Origin of the sequence: Aminobacter aganoensis (assembly GCF_014206975.1) — a bacterium.
In the GTDB taxonomy this organism is placed as follows: domain Bacteria; phylum Pseudomonadota; class Alphaproteobacteria; order Rhizobiales; family Rhizobiaceae; genus Aminobacter; species Aminobacter aganoensis.
In genome coordinates, this window is sequence record NZ_JACHOU010000004.1 from 258,017 (window position 1) to 273,402 (window position 15,386).

The 15,386-nt window shown below is 62.8% G+C and carries 18 protein-coding genes and 1 tRNA gene; 7 read left to right on the forward strand and 12 right to left on the reverse strand.

The window, feature by feature from the left end:
• Positions 1-124 precede the first annotated feature (124 nt).
• The gene (locus GGR00_RS12085) at positions 125-265 is read right to left on the reverse strand and encodes a DUF1127 domain-containing protein (RefSeq protein WP_018427695.1); all 141 of its coding nucleotides are present in this window, start codon (positions 263-265) and stop codon (positions 125-127) included.
• Between the two features lie 51 nt (positions 266-316).
• Complete coding sequence (locus tag GGR00_RS12090) at positions 317-457, reverse strand: DUF1127 domain-containing protein (RefSeq protein ID WP_082496386.1); 141 nt, start codon at positions 455-457, stop codon at positions 317-319.
• Positions 458-677: 220 nt separating this feature from the next.
• Between GGR00_RS12090 and GGR00_RS12095 the strand changes: the two genes are divergently transcribed.
• Positions 678-1,781, forward strand: a complete 1,104-nt coding sequence (locus GGR00_RS12095; RefSeq protein ID WP_184699547.1) for a DUF2157 domain-containing protein — start codon at positions 678-680, stop codon at positions 1,779-1,781.
• Positions 1,778-2,386 carry a GDYXXLXY domain-containing protein gene (locus tag GGR00_RS12100; RefSeq protein ID WP_055970823.1) on the forward strand — a complete coding sequence of 203 codons (609 nt, stop codon included), beginning with the start codon at positions 1,778-1,780 and terminating at the stop codon, positions 2,384-2,386. The genes GGR00_RS12095 and GGR00_RS12100 overlap by 4 nt, the downstream gene beginning before the upstream one ends.
• Before the next feature lie 51 nt (positions 2,387-2,437).
• Here GGR00_RS12100 and GGR00_RS12105 read toward each other — a convergent pair.
• Positions 2,438-2,522 (reverse strand) — tRNA-Leu (locus tag GGR00_RS12105).
• Positions 2,523-2,864: 342 nt separating this feature from the next.
• On the opposite strand from GGR00_RS12105, the gene tig reads away from it, so the two are divergent.
• Positions 2,865-4,325, forward strand: a complete 1,461-nt coding sequence (gene tig, locus GGR00_RS12110) for a trigger factor (protein ID WP_184699581.1) — start codon at positions 2,865-2,867, stop codon at positions 4,323-4,325.
• 96 nt (positions 4,326-4,421) lie between these two features.
• Here the strand turns inward: tig and radC are convergent, their stop codons facing one another.
• The 8 genes from radC to GGR00_RS12150 all read right to left on the reverse strand — a co-directional run bounded on the left by radC (position 4,422) and on the right by GGR00_RS12150 (position 10,766).
• Positions 4,422-5,174, reverse strand: coding sequence for a RadC family protein (radC, locus tag GGR00_RS12115; RefSeq protein WP_184699548.1), 753 nt, complete (start codon positions 5,172-5,174; stop codon positions 4,422-4,424).
• A gap of 36 nt (positions 5,175-5,210) precedes the next feature.
• The gene (gene map, locus GGR00_RS12120; protein WP_055970827.1) at positions 5,211-6,038 is read right to left on the reverse strand and encodes a type I methionyl aminopeptidase; all 828 of its coding nucleotides are present in this window, start codon (positions 6,036-6,038) and stop codon (positions 5,211-5,213) included.
• 144 nt (positions 6,039-6,182) lie between these two features.
• Positions 6,183-6,929: an SH3 domain-containing protein gene (locus GGR00_RS12125; protein ID WP_184699549.1), complete on the reverse strand. Its 747-nt coding sequence runs from the start codon at positions 6,927-6,929 to the stop codon at positions 6,183-6,185.
• 73 nt (positions 6,930-7,002) lie between these two features.
• Positions 7,003-7,227: an alkylphosphonate utilization protein gene (locus GGR00_RS12130; RefSeq protein WP_184699550.1), complete on the reverse strand. Its 225-nt coding sequence runs from the start codon at positions 7,225-7,227 to the stop codon at positions 7,003-7,005.
• 99 nt (positions 7,228-7,326) lie between these two features.
• Positions 7,327-8,052, reverse strand: a complete 726-nt coding sequence (locus tag GGR00_RS12135; RefSeq protein WP_055970833.1) for a GntR family transcriptional regulator — start codon at positions 8,050-8,052, stop codon at positions 7,327-7,329.
• 25 nt (positions 8,053-8,077) lie between these two features.
• Positions 8,078-8,932: an ABC transporter permease gene (locus tag GGR00_RS12140; RefSeq protein WP_184699551.1), complete on the reverse strand. Its 855-nt coding sequence runs from the start codon at positions 8,930-8,932 to the stop codon at positions 8,078-8,080.
• Positions 8,932-9,744, reverse strand: coding sequence for an ABC transporter ATP-binding protein (locus GGR00_RS12145; RefSeq protein ID WP_055970837.1), 813 nt, complete (start codon positions 9,742-9,744; stop codon positions 8,932-8,934). Before GGR00_RS12145 ends, GGR00_RS12140 begins: the two co-directional genes overlap by 1 nt.
• Positions 9,741-10,766 (reverse strand): ABC transporter substrate-binding protein, encoded by a 1,026-nt coding sequence (locus GGR00_RS12150; protein ID WP_082496387.1) that lies wholly within the window; start codon positions 10,764-10,766, stop codon positions 9,741-9,743. Before GGR00_RS12150 ends, GGR00_RS12145 begins: the two co-directional genes overlap by 4 nt.
• Before the next feature lie 375 nt (positions 10,767-11,141).
• On the opposite strand from GGR00_RS12150, the gene GGR00_RS12155 reads away from it, so the two are divergent.
• The gene (locus GGR00_RS12155) at positions 11,142-11,834 is read left to right on the forward strand and encodes a fumarylacetoacetate hydrolase family protein (protein ID WP_184699552.1); all 693 of its coding nucleotides are present in this window, start codon (positions 11,142-11,144) and stop codon (positions 11,832-11,834) included.
• 23 nt (positions 11,835-11,857) lie between these two features.
• Complete coding sequence (locus GGR00_RS12160; protein WP_055970843.1) at positions 11,858-12,511, forward strand: 4-carboxy-4-hydroxy-2-oxoadipate aldolase/oxaloacetate decarboxylase; 654 nt, start codon at positions 11,858-11,860, stop codon at positions 12,509-12,511.
• Positions 12,512-12,722: 211 nt separating this feature from the next.
• Here the strand turns inward: GGR00_RS12160 and GGR00_RS12165 are convergent, their stop codons facing one another.
• Entirely contained in the window at positions 12,723-13,634 is a 912-nt protein-coding gene (locus GGR00_RS12165; RefSeq protein WP_055970844.1) for a fumarylacetoacetate hydrolase family protein, read from the reverse strand.
• A gap of 168 nt (positions 13,635-13,802) precedes the next feature.
• On the opposite strand from GGR00_RS12165, the gene GGR00_RS12170 reads away from it, so the two are divergent.
• Positions 13,803-14,579, forward strand: coding sequence for a GntR family transcriptional regulator (locus GGR00_RS12170; RefSeq protein ID WP_210314997.1), 777 nt, complete (start codon positions 13,803-13,805; stop codon positions 14,577-14,579).
• A 524-nt stretch (positions 14,580-15,103) separates the two neighbouring features.
• Positions 15,104-15,280, forward strand: coding sequence for a hypothetical protein (locus GGR00_RS12175; protein WP_184699553.1), 177 nt, complete (start codon positions 15,104-15,106; stop codon positions 15,278-15,280).
• Positions 15,281-15,386: the final 106 nt, after the last annotated feature.

The following is a 15,386-nucleotide window of genomic DNA, read 5'->3' on the forward strand; positions in this document are numbered from 1 at the left end:
GTAACGACACCCGCCCGGGGAGGAGGTCGGGCGGGTGTGTTAGGGTGGTCAGCTTATCGGGAGGAAGAAGCTGACCGGATCCGTCATGGCCGGGGAGGAGGTCGGCGTTGACGGAAAGCTTGAATTAGATTGCGCGGCGGGCGATCGACTGGATCTCGCCACGATTGATGCCGAGATCGGCAAGCTGGCGGTTCGACAGACGGCCAAGCTCGTTCACCGTCTCGCGATAAGCGCGCCAGTTACGGTAAGTGCGGAGCAAGTTCATTTTAGTTCTCTTTTCGGTTCGGACAGGTGGGTCCAGTGGACCCGGTTTCGGTTAGATGGCTTTACGCGCGACGAAGTGGATGTCGCTGCGGGTGATGCCGAGGTCGGTCAGTTCACGGTTCGACAGGCGGCTCAACTCGGAGACAGTGTCACGGTAGCGGCGCCAGTTGCGGTAGTTGCGGATCAGGTTCATCTTCGTTTTCCGTTCGTCTTCATTTCTCTTCTGTGTACGGGGCGTAGATAGGATGGCCTTGCTCAAAATTGAAGCGCTATGCTCGCATGGCAGCAATGCGTTTTGTGCATTGCAGCATTAATGGACATTAAGGCTTCGGTCATGATTGTGACCGAATCGGAAATTCGCCATGAGGACAACGGCTTGGCCGTGACAGGCAGCCGTCAGGGGGACGCGATTTATGGCGAGCTACGCCACCAAGGTGAAGAGCGACATCGGCCGCTGGGTCGAAATCGGGCTGCTGGACCGGGCAACCGCGGACGCGCTTGTTCGTGACGTCGAGGACAATGAGCGCAGGGGCCTGAATTTCGGTTCGATCCTCGCGATCATGGCGGCGCTGCTGTTTGCTGCTGCCATTCTCATTCTCGTCGCCGCCAATTGGGAAGCCATCCCGCGCATTGCCCGCGTCGGCGCGCTGTTTGCCGTCATCTTCATCGGCTATGTCGGCGGCGCCTTGCTCAAGCAGCGTGGCCAAGGTGGTTTCGGCGAAGCGCTGTGGCTGGTCGCGGCCGCGGCTTTCGGCGGTTCGATCGCGCTGATCGGGCAGATGTATCACTTCGCCGGCGATGAAAGCGCGGCCGTCGTCACCTGGTGCATCGGCACCGCGATTGCCGCCGCGGCGCTGCGCTCCAACGCCCTGACCGTGGCCGCCGTTGGCATCGCCGATGCGTGGCTGGTGCTGAAGGGGTTCGATATCTTCCGCCGCACGGAGTTTCCGCATCTCTTCATTGTGTTCCTGGCGGTGTTCTGGGCGCTGTCGTTCTGGACGCAGAGCCGCGCTGCCCGGCATCTGATCGCCCTGTCTGTCATTCTATATGCAGTGCTGCTCGGCTTTAATCACGAGTCGCTGGAGGTTGGAGTGGTGCTTGCACTGGTCTCGGCGGTGCTTCTCGCCGTTGCTGCCCTGGCCCCGGATGCCGTGGAACGCATCGTCCAACTCGGCGGACGGCTGCCTTTGCATGCATTGATCGGCTTTATTTCCGGCATCGGCATGGTGCAGGTCGACCAGGTCGAGAACGGCGGCTTTGTCATTGCGGCCGCGGTTGCACTGGCGGTCATCGCAGCGGTCATCGTCTTCCTTGGCCGCGAGAGCCGCGGCTTGCGCTGGATTGCCTATCTCGGCTTCGCCTTCGAACTGGCCATCGTCTATCTCGTCACTGTCGGTTCGATGCTGGGCACGGCCGGCTTCTTCTTCGCAGCCGCAATAATCCTGGCAGGGCTCGCTTATGCGATCATCCGCATCGAACGGCGGATGAGGCCCGAGCCGGTCCGAGGAGCAGCATGATGTCCCGCTACAAGCTCGTCATTGCCGCAATTGTGCTGGCGCTCGCGCAAATCGGTTTTCTCGGCTGGATGATCGCAGGCCGCGCGGCGATCCTGCGCGACGGCAAGGAAGTGCTGCTCAAGGTCGAGCCCGTCGACCCGCGCGACCTGTTGCGCGGCGATTACGTCCGGCTCGGCTACGACATCTCGCGCATAGAGGTGGAGAAGATCGCCAACCTGCCCCAGGGCGAGCAGGCGTCGGTCGAAGGACCGATCGTCGTTCGCCTGAAGAAGGATACGGACGGTTATTGGCGCGCAACCTCCGCCTCGCTCGGCACCGACTCGACGGTTGCGGCTGCCGACGAAGTCGACATCCGTGGCGAAGTGACTGATGGCTGGAGCCTGACCCCGGGCTCGACTGTCCGTGTCGATTACGGCATCGAACGCTTTTATGTGCCGGAAGGCGAGGGCCTGGCGATCGAGGAGGAGATGCGCAAGCGCAACTCCGGCTCTGAACCCGAATTGCGCAGCTTCGGCATCAAGGTCGCCGTTGCCAGCGACGGCACCGGCCAGATCAAGGCATTGATGGACGGCGACACCATGCTGTTCGAGGAGCCGCTGTACTGAGCCGTCAGATGCGTGGCCGGGCGGTTGGTGGCAGGGCGGGCTGGGAGACTGTGGTGCGGATGATAGGAGTCGAACCTACACGCCTCTCGGCACTGGAACCTAAATCCAGGGCGTCTACCAGTTCCGCCACATCCGCATGCGAACGCCAATCCCATGCTGCCATCATTCTGTCAATCTCGGAGCGGAAATGACCTCGGCCGGGAGAAACCGCGAAGATAGTTGAAAATTCGGCCCGCCTGTGACAAAAGGCCTGTCGAGTAAGATGGGACGCAAGTATCCGTCTCTGCAGGATGCGATAAGAAGTCGGAAAAACAACAGCTTATCGTAATCTTCGGACGACGGCGGAACAAACGGACCGCATATGGCGGACCTGGATGCCGATTTGCGAACTTGAAGCCATCCCCGGCAAACGAATTCCGGCAGGCTGAACGGCAGGACGCCGTCTGAGCCGCGCCATACGTAAAACAAAGGTTTGATGATGCAGGTCACCGAAACGCTCAACTCCGGCCTCAAGCGCGAGATCAAGGTCTCGGTTCCTGCCGGCGACATGGAAGCCCGCCTCGAGAAGCGGCTTTCGGCCGCCAAGGACAAGGTCCGCATCAACGGCTTCCGTCCGGGCAAGGTGCCGATGCAGCACATCCGCAAGATGTACGGCAAGTCCTTCATGGCCGAAGTCGTCAACGAGATCCTGACCGACTCGACCCGCACGATCATCGCCGAGCGCGGTGAAAAGGCTGCGATGCAGCCCGACGTCGTGATGACCGAGGACGAGAAGGAAGCCGAGAAGATCCTGGCCGGCGGTGTCGATTTCGAATTCTCGCTGAGCTACGAAGTCATCCCGGCGATCGAGATCAAGGATTTCACTGACATCAAGGTGTCGCGCCCGGTCTACGACGTTCCGGAAAGCGAGATCGACGAGCAGGTCAACCGCGTTGCCGAGTCGGCGCGTTCCTATGAGCCGAAGACCGGCAAGGCCGCCGAAGGCGACCGCGTCACCATCGACTATGTCGGCAAGATCGACGGCGTTGCCTTCGACGGCGGCACGGGCGGCGACCAGCCGCTGGTGCTCGGTTCCAAGGAATTCATCCCCGGCTTCGAAGACCAGCTGATCGGCGCCAAGGCCGGCGACGAGAAGCTCGTCACCGTGACCTTCCCGGAAAACTACCAGGCCGCTCATCTCGCCGGCAAGGAAGCGACCTTCGACGTCACCGTCAAGGAGATCGCTGCCCCCGGCAAGCTCGAGGTCAATGACGAGACCGCCAAGAACCTCGGCCTGGAATCGCTCGAGAAGCTGCGCGACATCGTTCGCGGCCAGATCGAGAACCAGTTCGGCGCCATGACGCGCCAGAAGGTCAAGCGCCAGCTGCTCGACCAGCTCGACGGCGCCTACCAGTTCGAGGCACCCTCGAAGCTCGTCGAAGCCGAATTCGGCAATATCTGGAGCCAGGTGACCCGCGACCTCGAGATCGCCGGCCGCACCTTCGCCGACGAAGAGACGACTGAAGAAGAGGCCCGCGCCGAGTACCAGCGCCTGGCCGAGCGCCGGGTGCGCCTTGGTCTGGTTCTCGCCGAGATCGGCGAAAAGGCCGGCGTGACGGTCAACGACGAAGAGCTGCAGCGCGGCCTGTTCGACACCGTTCGCCGCTACCCGGCCAGCCAGCAGCAGGAAGTGTTCGACTTCTACCGCAACAACCCGTCGGCGCTGGTCAACCTGCGGGCGCCGCTGTTCGAGGAAAAGGTCGTCGATCACCTGCTGTCGCAGGTCTCCGTCACCGACAAGAAGGTGAGCAAGGAAGAACTGCTCGCCGACGACGAGGACGAGGGTTCGGAAAAGCCGGCGAAGAAGGCTGCGGCCAAGAAGGCTGACAAGGCCGAGGGCGAAGAGCCCAAGAAGAAGGCCGCTCCGAAGAAGAAGGCCAAGGAAGCCGACGCCGAGTAAGGCGACGCTCCTCAGAAGAAGCGAAAGGGCCGCTGGAGAAATCCGGCGGCCTTTTTTGTTTCATGCCGTCGCGGGCGCTGCGGCCGCAATCATGAGCTAGATCAGCAACAGCCCCTTCATGCTGGCAAGGCCGTTCTTGCCGATGATGATGTGGTCATGCACCGCGATGCCCAGTGGCTTGGCCGTATCGATGATGGTCCTGGTCATGTCGATGTCGGCGCGCGATGGCGTCGGGTCGCCGGATGGATGATTGTGGACGAGGATGATCGCGGTTGCCGACAGCTCCAGCGCGCGCTTGATGACTTCGCGCGGATAGACGGGCGTGTGGTCGACGGTGCCGGTCTGCTGCACCTCGTCGGCGATCAGGACGTTTTTCTTGTCGAGGAACAGGATGCGGAACTGCTCGCGCGCTTCGAAGGCCATCGACGCCCTGCAATAGTCGAGCACCTGGTTCCACGACGACAGCACTTCGCGGCGGCTGATCTCGCCGCGGGCCAGGCGCCTTGCCGCAGCCGCGACGATCTTGAGGTCGAGCGCGACCGATGGCCCGATGCCTTTGACCTCCTGCAGCAGGTGGGCTGGAGCGCCTAAAACTTCGGCAAGCGTGCCGAAGCGGGCGAGCAGGGCCTTGGCCACCGGCTTGGTATCCGAGCGCGGGATAAGCCTGAACAGAAGCAGTTCGAGCAGTTCGTAGTCGGCAAGCGTTTCTCCGCCCGCGGTCGAAAACCGCTCGCGCAGCCTGTCGCGATGGCCGAGATAGTGGGGCTTTTCCTGTGTGGCGGCGCGCTTGATCGTCGGCAACGGCCGCTCGCCGAAGAAACCGCGCTCGTCGTGCTCGTCGCTCGCCATGCCGCCCCCGCCGGAATGAAGCCGGCGAAAGCGATATTATGCGGGCAGGCCCGGCCGGTCGAGCCCCTTGGGCGACAGCGTGAAGATCTCGCAGCCGTCGGCCGTCACGCCGATGGTGTGCTCGTATTGTGCAGACAGGGAGCGGTCGCGGGTGACCGCCGTCCAGCCGTCGTTCAGCACCTTCACGTGCGGCCGGCCGAGATTGATCATCGGCTCGATGGTGAAGATCATGCCTTGCCGCATCTCGACGCCTTCGTTGACGTTGCCATAGTGCAGGATGTTTGGCGCATCATGGAAGAGGGCACCCACGCCATGGCCGCAGAAGTCGCGCACGACGGAGCAGCGCTCGGCCTCGGCATATGTCTGGATGGCGGCGCCGATGGCACCGGTGCGCGCGCCCGGCCGCACCGCGGCAATGCCGCGCATCAGGCACTCATGCGTGACTTCGAGCAGGCGCTCGGCAGCGCGCTTGACGGTGCCCACCGGGTACATGCGGCTCGAGTCGCCGTGCCAGCCATCGAGGATGTAGGTCACGTCGATGTTGACGATGTCGCCATCCTTGAGTGGCTTGTTGTCGGGAATGCCGTGGCAGACGACATGGTTGATCGAGGTGCAGCTTGACTTGGTGTAGCCGCGATAGTTGAGCGTGGCGGGCATTGCGCCGTGGTCCATGCCGAACTCGAAGACGAAGCGGTCGATTGCATCGGTGGTGACGCCGGGCGCCACGCGGTCGACCAGTTCGTCGAGGCATCGGGCAGTGAGCGCACAGGCCTTGCGCATGCCTTCGAAGGCGTCCGCGCCGTAGAGGCGGATCTGGCCTGTGTTCCTGAGGGGCGCCGTGGCGGCGTCGAGATAGCTGACCATTGACCTCTGCCGGACTATGTCTGGGGCTGCCCGCAGCGGGGGTGCGAGCCATTGCCGCAGATTTGGCACCGGATGCGTTTGGTTTCAACCCGCAAAGCCCAAACCGCTGCGATATGCGTCGTTTCGGCAGCGAAAATTGCCTTGTCAGCCCGGTATGGCCGTCTTTCCCGGCCGCGCCAGTTGCTGCCTGGGCCGTGGCGCGCCTGGATCGGCTGGCCGCAAATTCTCGCCGTGGACCCAGCCCTTGCGCCCGGAGGCAGAGACGAGCGTCCATTTGCCGTCGCGGGCAAAGACGCGGACGCTTTCGCCCTGCTTCAGGCTGGAGGTGACGGGCGCCGACATGTTGGGGCGCCGGCGCAGATAGACCGTCGTGCTGGTGTAAAGTACGTTGAGCTGGGGTGCTGCCTCTGCCTTTGGTTTGGCCGCTACGGATTTCGCGGTCGCCGCGGAGGCGGTCCTGGGGCGTGGCATGGGCGTCGGTGCCCGCGAGATGGAGCCGGTCTTGATGTCGGCGGGTGGCCGCAGGGCGGAGTCGGATTGCGGCGTCGGCAGCCGCGTACTGGGCTTGGTGCCAGATCGTTCGACTTTCGATGCCTGGGCGCTGGCCAGCTTTTGCTGACTCGTCTTGGGCGGGTTTTTCGCTTCGCGCCGTGGGACCTCTGCTTTTGGCCGCACGACGTTGGCATCGGACTGGGGACCGACATTCGCTTTGGGCCGGACGGCAGCGGCTTCCCTAGGAGGTGTGGAAGGGTTTTTGGGGCGGCTCGCTGCCCTTGCCGGACGGTCGTCGACCCGCGCCTTGCTGGGCATGTCCTGGGTCATCGCCCAGCCGCCCGCTGCAAGCGCTCCAAGCACCAGCCATCTCAGTTTCGGAAGCGCGAATCCACCCATGCGCCGAGTCTGGACCCGAGAGCTTAAAACCGCGTTGACGCGCCTGTTGCGCCAGATGCGTAGGGCAGGCGGGTCAGGCCTTTTTCAGGAACTCGGTCTTCAGCACCAGTCCCTTCACCTGCTTGGTATTGCATTCGACCTCGCCGGAGTTCCCATTGAGGCGGATGTTCTTGACCAGCGTGCCGCGCTTGATGGTCTCCGAGGTTCCCTTGACCTTCAGATCCTTGATCAGGGTCACGGAGTCGCCGTCGTTGAGCTGCGAGCCGTTGCTGTCTTTCACGATGACGTCGTCGGACATGATTCTTCCTTCCGCTGCCGGGTAATGTTGCAGTCGGATTAGGGCCTTGGGCGAGGCGCGTAAAGTGCCTGGGGAGCCACCTCGCCGTTCGAGACCGGGTCACGCCGCCCCGACGATTTCGAGCTGTTCTTCCAGGAGCCGTAGGGTCGTCTGGTACTGGTTGACCAGCTGCTCTTTCGCCAATTCGACATTGCCGTCGATGGTCGCCTCCATGATCAGGCGATGTTCTTCGTTGGAATCCCGGCGCGGGGTCGTCGCGATGATCATCGAGATGTACCTGTAGCGCTCGGCATGATCCATCATCTCGTTGCAGTAGTTGATCAGCAGCGAGGAGCCGCAGGCCGCAATCAGCGCGTTGTGGAAGGCGCGATGCTTGATTTCCCATTCCGAATTGTCGCCGCCTTCTTCGGGCAGCCGGACCTTGGTGCGCGACAGGCGATGATAGGTGAGGATGACATTGTCTTCCCACGCCTGCGTCCGGTTGGCGATGGATTCCTCAAGCGCCTTCGCTTCAAGCCAGCAGCGCGTCTTGACCAGTTCGCGCAGGCTGTCGAGCGACAGCTGCGGCACCGAGAAACCGCGTTGCTCGTGGCGATCGACGAGGCGTTCTGACGACAGCCGGTTGAGCGCCTCGCGAACCGGATTGGTGCCGGCGGAATAGCGTGCCGCGACCTGGTCGATCTGCAGCTTCTGGCCGGGTTTGAGCTCACCCTTGAGGATGTCCCGGCGCAGGTGCTGGTAGACGAAGGTCGCCGTCGTCACCTTTTCGGCACGGCTTCCTTCGCCAGCTTTCGACTCGGCTAGAGCCTGATCGACCAGTGTCATGCGTTGCCCAATCTATCGCCAAGCCTCACGTGCCGATGCCGCCGCTCACGCTCGATTTGTGCCAGAAAACCAGCTTCTTCTCCAGCCACACCACCGACCAAAACAGGGTCAGTCCCAGGAGGCTGAGGAAAATGATCAGCGAAAACACCCTTGGCGTGTTGAGCTGGGACGAGGCGACGCGGATGAGTTCGCCAAAGCCCTTGCCGCCGCCGAGAAACTCGCCGGTGATGGCGCCGGCCATGACGCCGACGGCCGCGATCTTCAGCCCGGTGAATATCTGCGGCAGGCCCAGCGGCAGTTTCATCTTGAACAGCGTCTGGAAGCGGCTGGCACCCATGGTCTTGAACAGCATGCGCGCGTTTTCGTCGGCCACATAGAGCCCGGCTGCCGTTCCGACCACGATCGGGAACGTTGCGATGAATGCGGCAAGCGCCACTTTCGAGGCAATGCCGAAGCCGAGCCAGGCAAGAAACAGCGGCGCGAAGGCAACCTTGGGCATGGTGTCGATGGCGACGAGGTAGGGCAGCACCGCACGCTCGCCGAACGTCGTCTCGCCGACAAGAATACCGAGCAGGAAGCCGATCGTGATGGCAATGGCGAAACCGAAGATCACCTCCTTGATGGTAATCCACAGCGCCGTCAGCATGTAGCCGCCGGTGAACAGGTTCTTGCCGACGAAGGCGATGTCGGCACCGGTTTCCCATGGGCCTGGAAGGATGATCGGAGAGACGACCCCGATCGCATAGATCAACTGCCACAGGGCGACGAAGCCGACCAGCAGTCCGCCCATGGCGATCGAACGGGGAATCCGGTCCATGAAGGAGACATGCTCGCTCCAGATTGTTTCCGGGCGCTGATCCGTGTTGTCGATTACGGTCATTACAGGAATGCTCCCTTGTCGAGCCGAGCGCGAATGCGGCGCACATACTCGCCAAATTTCGGATCGGTCATCATGTCGAGCGTTCTTGGCCGCGGCAGGTCGATGTTGATGGCCTCGACGAAGTTGCCGGGCCGTGGCGACATGACATAGACGGTGTCGGACAGGATCACCGCTTCTGGAATGGAGTGGGTGACCAGGAACGCGGTGGCGTTGCGTTCCATGCAGATGCGCTGCAACTCCATGTTCATGAAGTCGCGCGACAGTTCGTCGAGCGCGCTGAACGGCTCGTCGAGCAGCAGCACTGCAGGCTTGGTGATCAGCATCCGGCAGATCGCCGCGCGCTGTGCCATGCCGCCGGACAGTTCGTTGGGCCGCACGGAATCGAAGCCCTTCAGCCCGACCAGATCGAGCAGGGCCCGCGCCTCGTCGTGCATGGCCCGCGCTGCCTTCTTGCCGTCGCGGATCTCGATCGGCAGGACGATGTTTTCGAGCGTCGTGCGCCACGGAAACAATGTCGCCTGCTGGAACATCATGCCGATGTCCCGGCGCGTGCCGGTGACCGGCGTGCCCTCGAGATAGACGCTACCCTCGGTTGGCGGCAACACGCCGGCCATGATCTTGAGCAGCGTGGACTTGCCGCAGCCGGAGGGGCCGATGACCGAGGAAAAGCTCCCCTCGGTCAAGGTCAGGTCGACCCGGTCGAGCGCGTGGATCGAGCGCCGCGCATAGCTTTTGGCGACGCCCCTGAGCTCGTATACGGGCCGGCCTGCCAGGCCGGCCCCATCGAATGCGGATCGCTGAAGTGCGTTCATTCGTTCCAGGCTTTCACGAACTCGTTCGTGTAGGCTGCGTTCAGGTCGTCCAGGGGCTTGGACAGGGCGCCCGTCGCCACCTGGCTTTCATGCCACATCTTCCAGTGCTCCGGCGGCTGGTAGCCGTAGCCGGTGGAGACGTCGAGCGGCGTGACGCGATCCTGGATGGCGGTCAGAAGGGCTGCCGCAAACTTCGGATCCTCGGCTTCCTGCGGATTGCCGACTGCGGCATGGGCGAGCACGGCGTCCTTGTTGGCGGGATCCAGGCCGAACTTGGTTGCCTTGACCAGCGCCTTGCCGAAGCCTTCGATGACCTTTGGATTGCCGTCGAGATAGCTGCGCGTCACGGCCCAGCCATTGCCGAAGAAGGAGAGGAATTCCTCAGGCGTTATCTCGCGCAACGGGATGCCGCGTGCGCCGATGATCGCCGCGTCGCTGACGGCCGCCGCATAGGATTCGACCTCGTTGTTCAGGAACGCCGCAGCCGCAGTGCCGCCGTCGCCGACGGCGAGGAACTTGTAGTCATTGCCTTCTGCCAGGCCGGACTTGGAAAGGATGGCGCGGCTGAAGCCGACTTCGGCGCCATCGGCCGTGCCGACGCCGACCGTCGTGCCCTTGAGGTCGGTGGGCGTCTTGATCGCAGAGTCCTCTTTGACGACGAGACCGAAGATGGACTTCGGGAACTGGTTGTAGATGAAGACGACATCTTCGCCGCGGGCGCGCGCGCCGAGCAGCGGGCCGGGGCCCGGGTTGCCGATCTGCGCCTGTCCGGCCGCCATCGACTGAAGCACCGAAGCCGAGCCGTTCACCGCCTCCACGGTGACGTCGAGGCCCTGCTCCTTGAAGTAGCCCTCTCCGATGGCGACGTGCAGCGGAAAATTATTGATGGCCGAGGGATTGGGCACGACGATCGTGACCTTAGTCTCCTGGGCATACGCGCTTCCGGTTGCGCCGGCGATCGAGGCGAAAACCAAAGTCAGCGCCACCCTGGCGCTGCGGTGTAGTTCCGGACCCATTTTCATAAGCTGTTCCTCCCGTGGCGGCTGCGCAGATTTGTTCCGTCAACAACGCCTTCAAACAATCTACATTTTTCGCAATAGCTGTCAAAAACATATTGCTATGATGCGCTGACGCGCGCGAAAGCCGCGAGGTGGGCGAGCTTTTGTTTGACGCGCGAGAGGCGCTCCCGGGTCCGTTATGTAGAAAAATGTCTCATTTTGAGGGGATTGCCGCCGGATTCCACCAGATACGCGGAATGTGTCCGCAATGGCATCGTCTGGCGCTGGCCCGAATTTTGAATGCATGAAAATTCAGATGGAAAAAAATCATACATTTTTTGCTGCGTGAGATACGTTTGTGTGCTCTATGTCAGATCGTTCAAACAGGGAGGAGCCAACATGGCCAATGGGTACGTAGTCGAGGCGCCGCAGCAGGTATCGCTGCCGGTCGTGGGCAAGGCGGAGCGGTTTCCGGTTCGTCGCATCTATTGCGTCGGGCGCAACTACGTTGCCCACGTGCGCGAGATGGGCGGCAACGAGGATCGCGATCCGCCGATTTTCTTCCAGAAACCGACTGACGCGATCGTCCAGGATGGAGCGACGATCCACTACGCCACCATGACCAAGGACTTCCATCATGAGATGGAACTGGCGGTCGTGTTGAAGTCGGGCGGCTACAACATCGCCGAGTCCGACGCACTCGATCATGTCTACGGCTATTGCGTCAGTCTGGACATGACGCGGCGCGACATCCAGGGCAGCGGCAGGCCGTGGGAGATCGCCAAGTCGTTCGACCAGTCGTGCCCCTGCGGCCCGATCACGCCGGTCGAAAAGGTCGGTCACGTGTCGTCGGGCAACATCAAGCTCACCGTCAATGGCGAGGCAAGGCAGGATTCCGACATCAGCCTGCTGATCTGGAAGGTTCCGGAAATCATCGCCAACCTGTCGACCTATTTCGAACTGCACGCCGGCGACGTTATCCTGACCGGCACGCCCCATGGCGTCGGCCCGGTCGGCCCCGGCGACGAACTGGTCGGCACCATTGCCGGGCTCGAGCCGCTGACGATCCGCATCGGCACGGTTGCGGCTTAGAAAACCTGACGAGGGGCGCGAACATGGATGCTGATTTCGAACGGCCCGTTCCAGCCCTCCTGGAAGAACTCGCCACATTTTCGTCGGCGACGATCCACGAGGCGAACGGGCAGCGCGGTGCGGTGTCCGGCGCTCTGAAACCGCTCGATCCGGCAATGCGCGTCTGTGGCTCCGCCCTGACCGTGCATTGCCCGGCCGGCGACAACCTGATGATCCACGCTGCCATCGCCGTGGCGCGTCCCGGCGATGTGCTGGTCGTGGATCACCAGGGTGCGCTCGACGATGGTCCTTTCGGCGACCTGCTTGCAGAGGCATGCTTCGCCAGGGGCATCCGTGGCCTGGTCATCGACGGCTGCGTCCGCGATGCCACGACCATCAGGCAGATGAATTTCCCGGTATTTGCGCGAGGCCTGTGCATCAAGGGCACGACCAAAAATCGCCTGGGCAGCATCGGCCGGCCGATCAGCCTTGCCGGAGAGCAAGTGGGGCCGGGAGACGCCATCCTGGGCGACGAGGATGGCGTCGTTGTCGTGCGCCGGGCGGACATCGCCGGCGCGATTTCTGCTGCCCGCGACCGCGAGGCCAAGGAAGCGACACTGCGCGATGCGATCCGGAACGGCGCCTGCACGCTCGATCTTCTCGATCTCAGGAAGCGGTTACAGGCGGCCAAACCCTAACCGGCGGCGCGGCTTCAAGCAGGTTCCGTAGCGCGGTGCGCAACAAGCGCGGCGACGCGGCTGATCGCGTCATCACCACCAGATCCCTGACTTCTCTGCGTCGCACGACAACGGTTGCCGTTGGCACTTTGAAGCTGCGGGCTCGTGCCGGCTCAATTTGAGAAGGTACGAGAGCCGCCTCGCGCGGCAAGGCGGCTCTCATCGGTACAGTCTAGACGGCGACGACCGGGCAACGCAGGCGCCCGATGCCATCGACGCCTGCTTCGACGACATCGCCTGGCCACAGCCATTCCTTGGGCGTGCGACCCGCGCCAACGCCTTCCGGGGTGCCGGTGGCGATGATGTCGCCGGGCTCGAGCGCGATGCCCTGGCTGATGTCCGAGATCAGGTAGGGCACCTTGAACAGCATGTGCTGCGTGTTCGACTTCTGCTTGGTCACGCCGTTGACGGTGAGCCAAAGGTCGAGGGCGTGTGGGTTGGCGATCTCGTCGGCGGTGACGATGCACGGGCCGAACGGGGCGTAGGTATCCTGGCCCTTGGAGACGATCCATTGGCCGGCGCGGCGGCAGTCGCGGGCCGACACGTCGATCATGACGCTGTAGCCGAAGACGTGCCCAAGCGCGTCTTCTTCCGACACGCGCTTGGCGCGCTGGCCGATGACCACGGCGAGTTCGACTTCCCAGTCGAGTTGCTGGGTGAGCTTGGCGTTGTGCTCGATGGCGTCGCCGGGGCCGCAGACCGTGGTCGGCGGCTTGGAGAAGATGACCGGCTCGTTCGGCAGATTTGCCGCGTTTTCGAGCATGTGGGCCGACTCGGTGATGTGCTCGACATAGTTCAGGCCGATGCCGAAGATGTTCTTGCGCGGCCGCGGGATCGGTGCCAGCAGCTTGACGTTGGCAGCGTAGAAGACCGTGCCGACCGGCCAGTCATCGGTCGAATCCTCGATGATCTTGCGCGCCGTATCGAGCGCCGCCGGCCCGAGATCGATGAATTCCAGCATGTCGCTTGGCAGTTCCAGGTCGTAATAGGCCGCGAGCGCCTGCAGGTCGACGACCAGGTCGTTGACCAGCGCGCCGAGACGCGCCGCCGCAGTGACGCTGCTGCGATAGGTAACCAAACGCATGTTTTCACCTCTGTCTGATGGTGACGAGGCGACCGCCGATGCTGGCGCCTCCGTCCCGATTTCGTTCGTCCGCAACTTAGATGGCCATCAGCCGGCGTCAACAGATTTTATAAAATATTGTACATTGCATAAAATATTTGAGCCGGTAGATTGTGACCGGGTCGCCATTTGCATCGCCATTCGAGACAGAGCCCAGTGCCCGAGCCAGAGTTCGCCGAATCCGAAGGGTCGCTTGCCGACCGCGCCTACCGGCTGATCCGCGACGACATTCTCAATGGCGTTTTCCCGGCCGGCGAGCCGCTGCGTCTTGCTGTGCTACGCGACCGTTATGGCCTCAGCTTTTCTCCCTTGCGCGAGGCGCTGACGCGCCTGAGCAGCGACCGGCTCGCCGAACTGGCTTCACTGCGTGGATTTCGCGTCGCGGGCGTGTCGCTGGACGAGATGTGGGATGTGATCGGCATCCGCATCCTGGTCGAATCGGAGGCATTGCGGCGGGCCGTCAGCCTGGGCACCGACGACTGGGAGGCGCGGGTGGTCGCCTCCTTTCATGCCTTTGGCAAGGCCGTTGCCAGGCACGAATTGCAGGCGCCGCAAGCCGAGGGCACCTTCGACCAGGCCCTGGAGGATCGGCATCAGGGATTCCACCACGCGCTGATCTCGGCATGTGGCTCGCCGGCACTGCTCGACATCGCAGCGCAGCTCTACACCAGGACGGAGCGGTATCGCCGGCCGGTGCTGTCGGACGAGTTGCGCGCACGCCCGCGCAACCTGCTGGAAGAGCACTCGGCGCTCATGAAGGCTGCCTTGCAGCGGGACGGCGAGGGCGCGGTCCGGCTCCTTGCCGAACACTATCGCCGCACGGGAGAGCTTATCGAGGCCGGGCTGAAGAACGCCTCGACCGGCGCCGGCGCGGGCAAGACAACCAGGCGCCGCGCCGTGAAATAGAACACTGCTGCGCTGGTGGCTCGGCCACCGGTCCGGTCATGGCTTGGGTGTTGCGCTCTCCGCGGCGTCGCACGAGGGCTGGCCTTTGAAGTCCCGCGCCAGACACCCGTACGTGTCGAAGGTCTGGCCTGTTTGCCTTGCGGCTTTTGCCATGCCGCATGAGGACAGGGCCAGGCAGGCAAGGAGGACGATCGTGGCTTTCATGGCAGGCACCAGTTCGCGCATTTCACTTGCAGATATCGCTCCGGCGTATTCGTGGGAGCTCCATAGTGGAGCTTGAGACTGTATGCGCAAGCGCCTTTAGAGCCTAGCGGCTGTTGAAGCAGTCACCCGAAATGTTCATCCCGCTAACTCCACGAAGGCAAAAGTCGGATGTGAGCGTCGCAAGATGGAGCGGTGAGGCAACGCTCCTGGAGCACTTCACGCATCCTTAACCATGCCCTGAAGACGCGGTGGATGGGGCTTAATCGCGCCAAATGGGGCGGCTACCGACGGCAGTGAAACAGCCGACTCAGGATTGCCCCATGGATGACGAACGGAAAATCACCTCCGACCGGTGGGGACCAGTAAAGTGCTTGGCAAATGTCGCGCTGCTCTTTGCGCCCATTGCCATCAGCCTGGGTGTGTTGGTGGCGCTGTCCGCCAACGGTGACCGGGACCTGGATCCCGTTGTCACCAGCACGATCCAGCAGAGGTACTGACGCGCTCGCTTCGACGTCGATCATGGGCGCATCGCTGGCACTCGACGCAACAGCGTCGAGTGCTTCCGGATTGCTTTCGGTGTCTGTGGAATGACCAGGCCTGTCA

Coding starts and splice junctions, on each gene's coding strand:
- GGR00_RS12085 (WP_018427695.1), bottom strand. CDS start 265: ATGAACTTGCTCCGCACTTACCGTAACTGGCGCGCTTATCGCGAGACG.
- GGR00_RS12090 (WP_082496386.1), bottom strand. CDS start 457: ATGAACCTGATCCGCAACTACCGCAACTGGCGCCGCTACCGTGACACT.
- GGR00_RS12095 (WP_184699547.1), top strand. CDS start 678: ATGGCGAGCTACGCCACCAAGGTGAAGAGCGACATCGGCCGCTGGGTC.
- GGR00_RS12100 (WP_055970823.1), top strand. CDS start 1,778: ATGATGTCCCGCTACAAGCTCGTCATTGCCGCAATTGTGCTGGCGCTC.
- tig (WP_184699581.1), top strand. CDS start 2,865: ATGCAGGTCACCGAAACGCTCAACTCCGGCCTCAAGCGCGAGATCAAG.
- radC (WP_184699548.1), bottom strand. CDS start 5,174: ATGGCGAGCGACGAGCACGACGAGCGCGGTTTCTTCGGCGAGCGGCCG.
- map (WP_055970827.1), bottom strand. CDS start 6,038: ATGGTCAGCTATCTCGACGCCGCCACGGCGCCCCTCAGGAACACAGGC.
- GGR00_RS12125 (WP_184699549.1), bottom strand. CDS start 6,929: ATGGGTGGATTCGCGCTTCCGAAACTGAGATGGCTGGTGCTTGGAGCG.
- GGR00_RS12130 (WP_184699550.1), bottom strand. CDS start 7,227: ATGTCCGACGACGTCATCGTGAAAGACAGCAACGGCTCGCAGCTCAAC.
- GGR00_RS12135 (WP_055970833.1), bottom strand. CDS start 8,052: ATGACACTGGTCGATCAGGCTCTAGCCGAGTCGAAAGCTGGCGAAGGA.
- GGR00_RS12140 (WP_184699551.1), bottom strand. CDS start 8,932: ATGACCGTAATCGACAACACGGATCAGCGCCCGGAAACAATCTGGAGC.
- GGR00_RS12145 (WP_055970837.1), bottom strand. CDS start 9,744: ATGAACGCACTTCAGCGATCCGCATTCGATGGGGCCGGCCTGGCAGGC.
- GGR00_RS12150 (WP_082496387.1), bottom strand. CDS start 10,766: ATGAAAATGGGTCCGGAACTACACCGCAGCGCCAGGGTGGCGCTGACT.
- GGR00_RS12155 (WP_184699552.1), top strand. CDS start 11,142: ATGGCCAATGGGTACGTAGTCGAGGCGCCGCAGCAGGTATCGCTGCCG.
- GGR00_RS12160 (WP_055970843.1), top strand. CDS start 11,858: ATGGATGCTGATTTCGAACGGCCCGTTCCAGCCCTCCTGGAAGAACTC.
- GGR00_RS12165 (WP_055970844.1), bottom strand. CDS start 13,634: ATGCGTTTGGTTACCTATCGCAGCAGCGTCACTGCGGCGGCGCGTCTC.
- GGR00_RS12175 (WP_184699553.1), top strand. CDS start 15,104: ATGGATGACGAACGGAAAATCACCTCCGACCGGTGGGGACCAGTAAAG.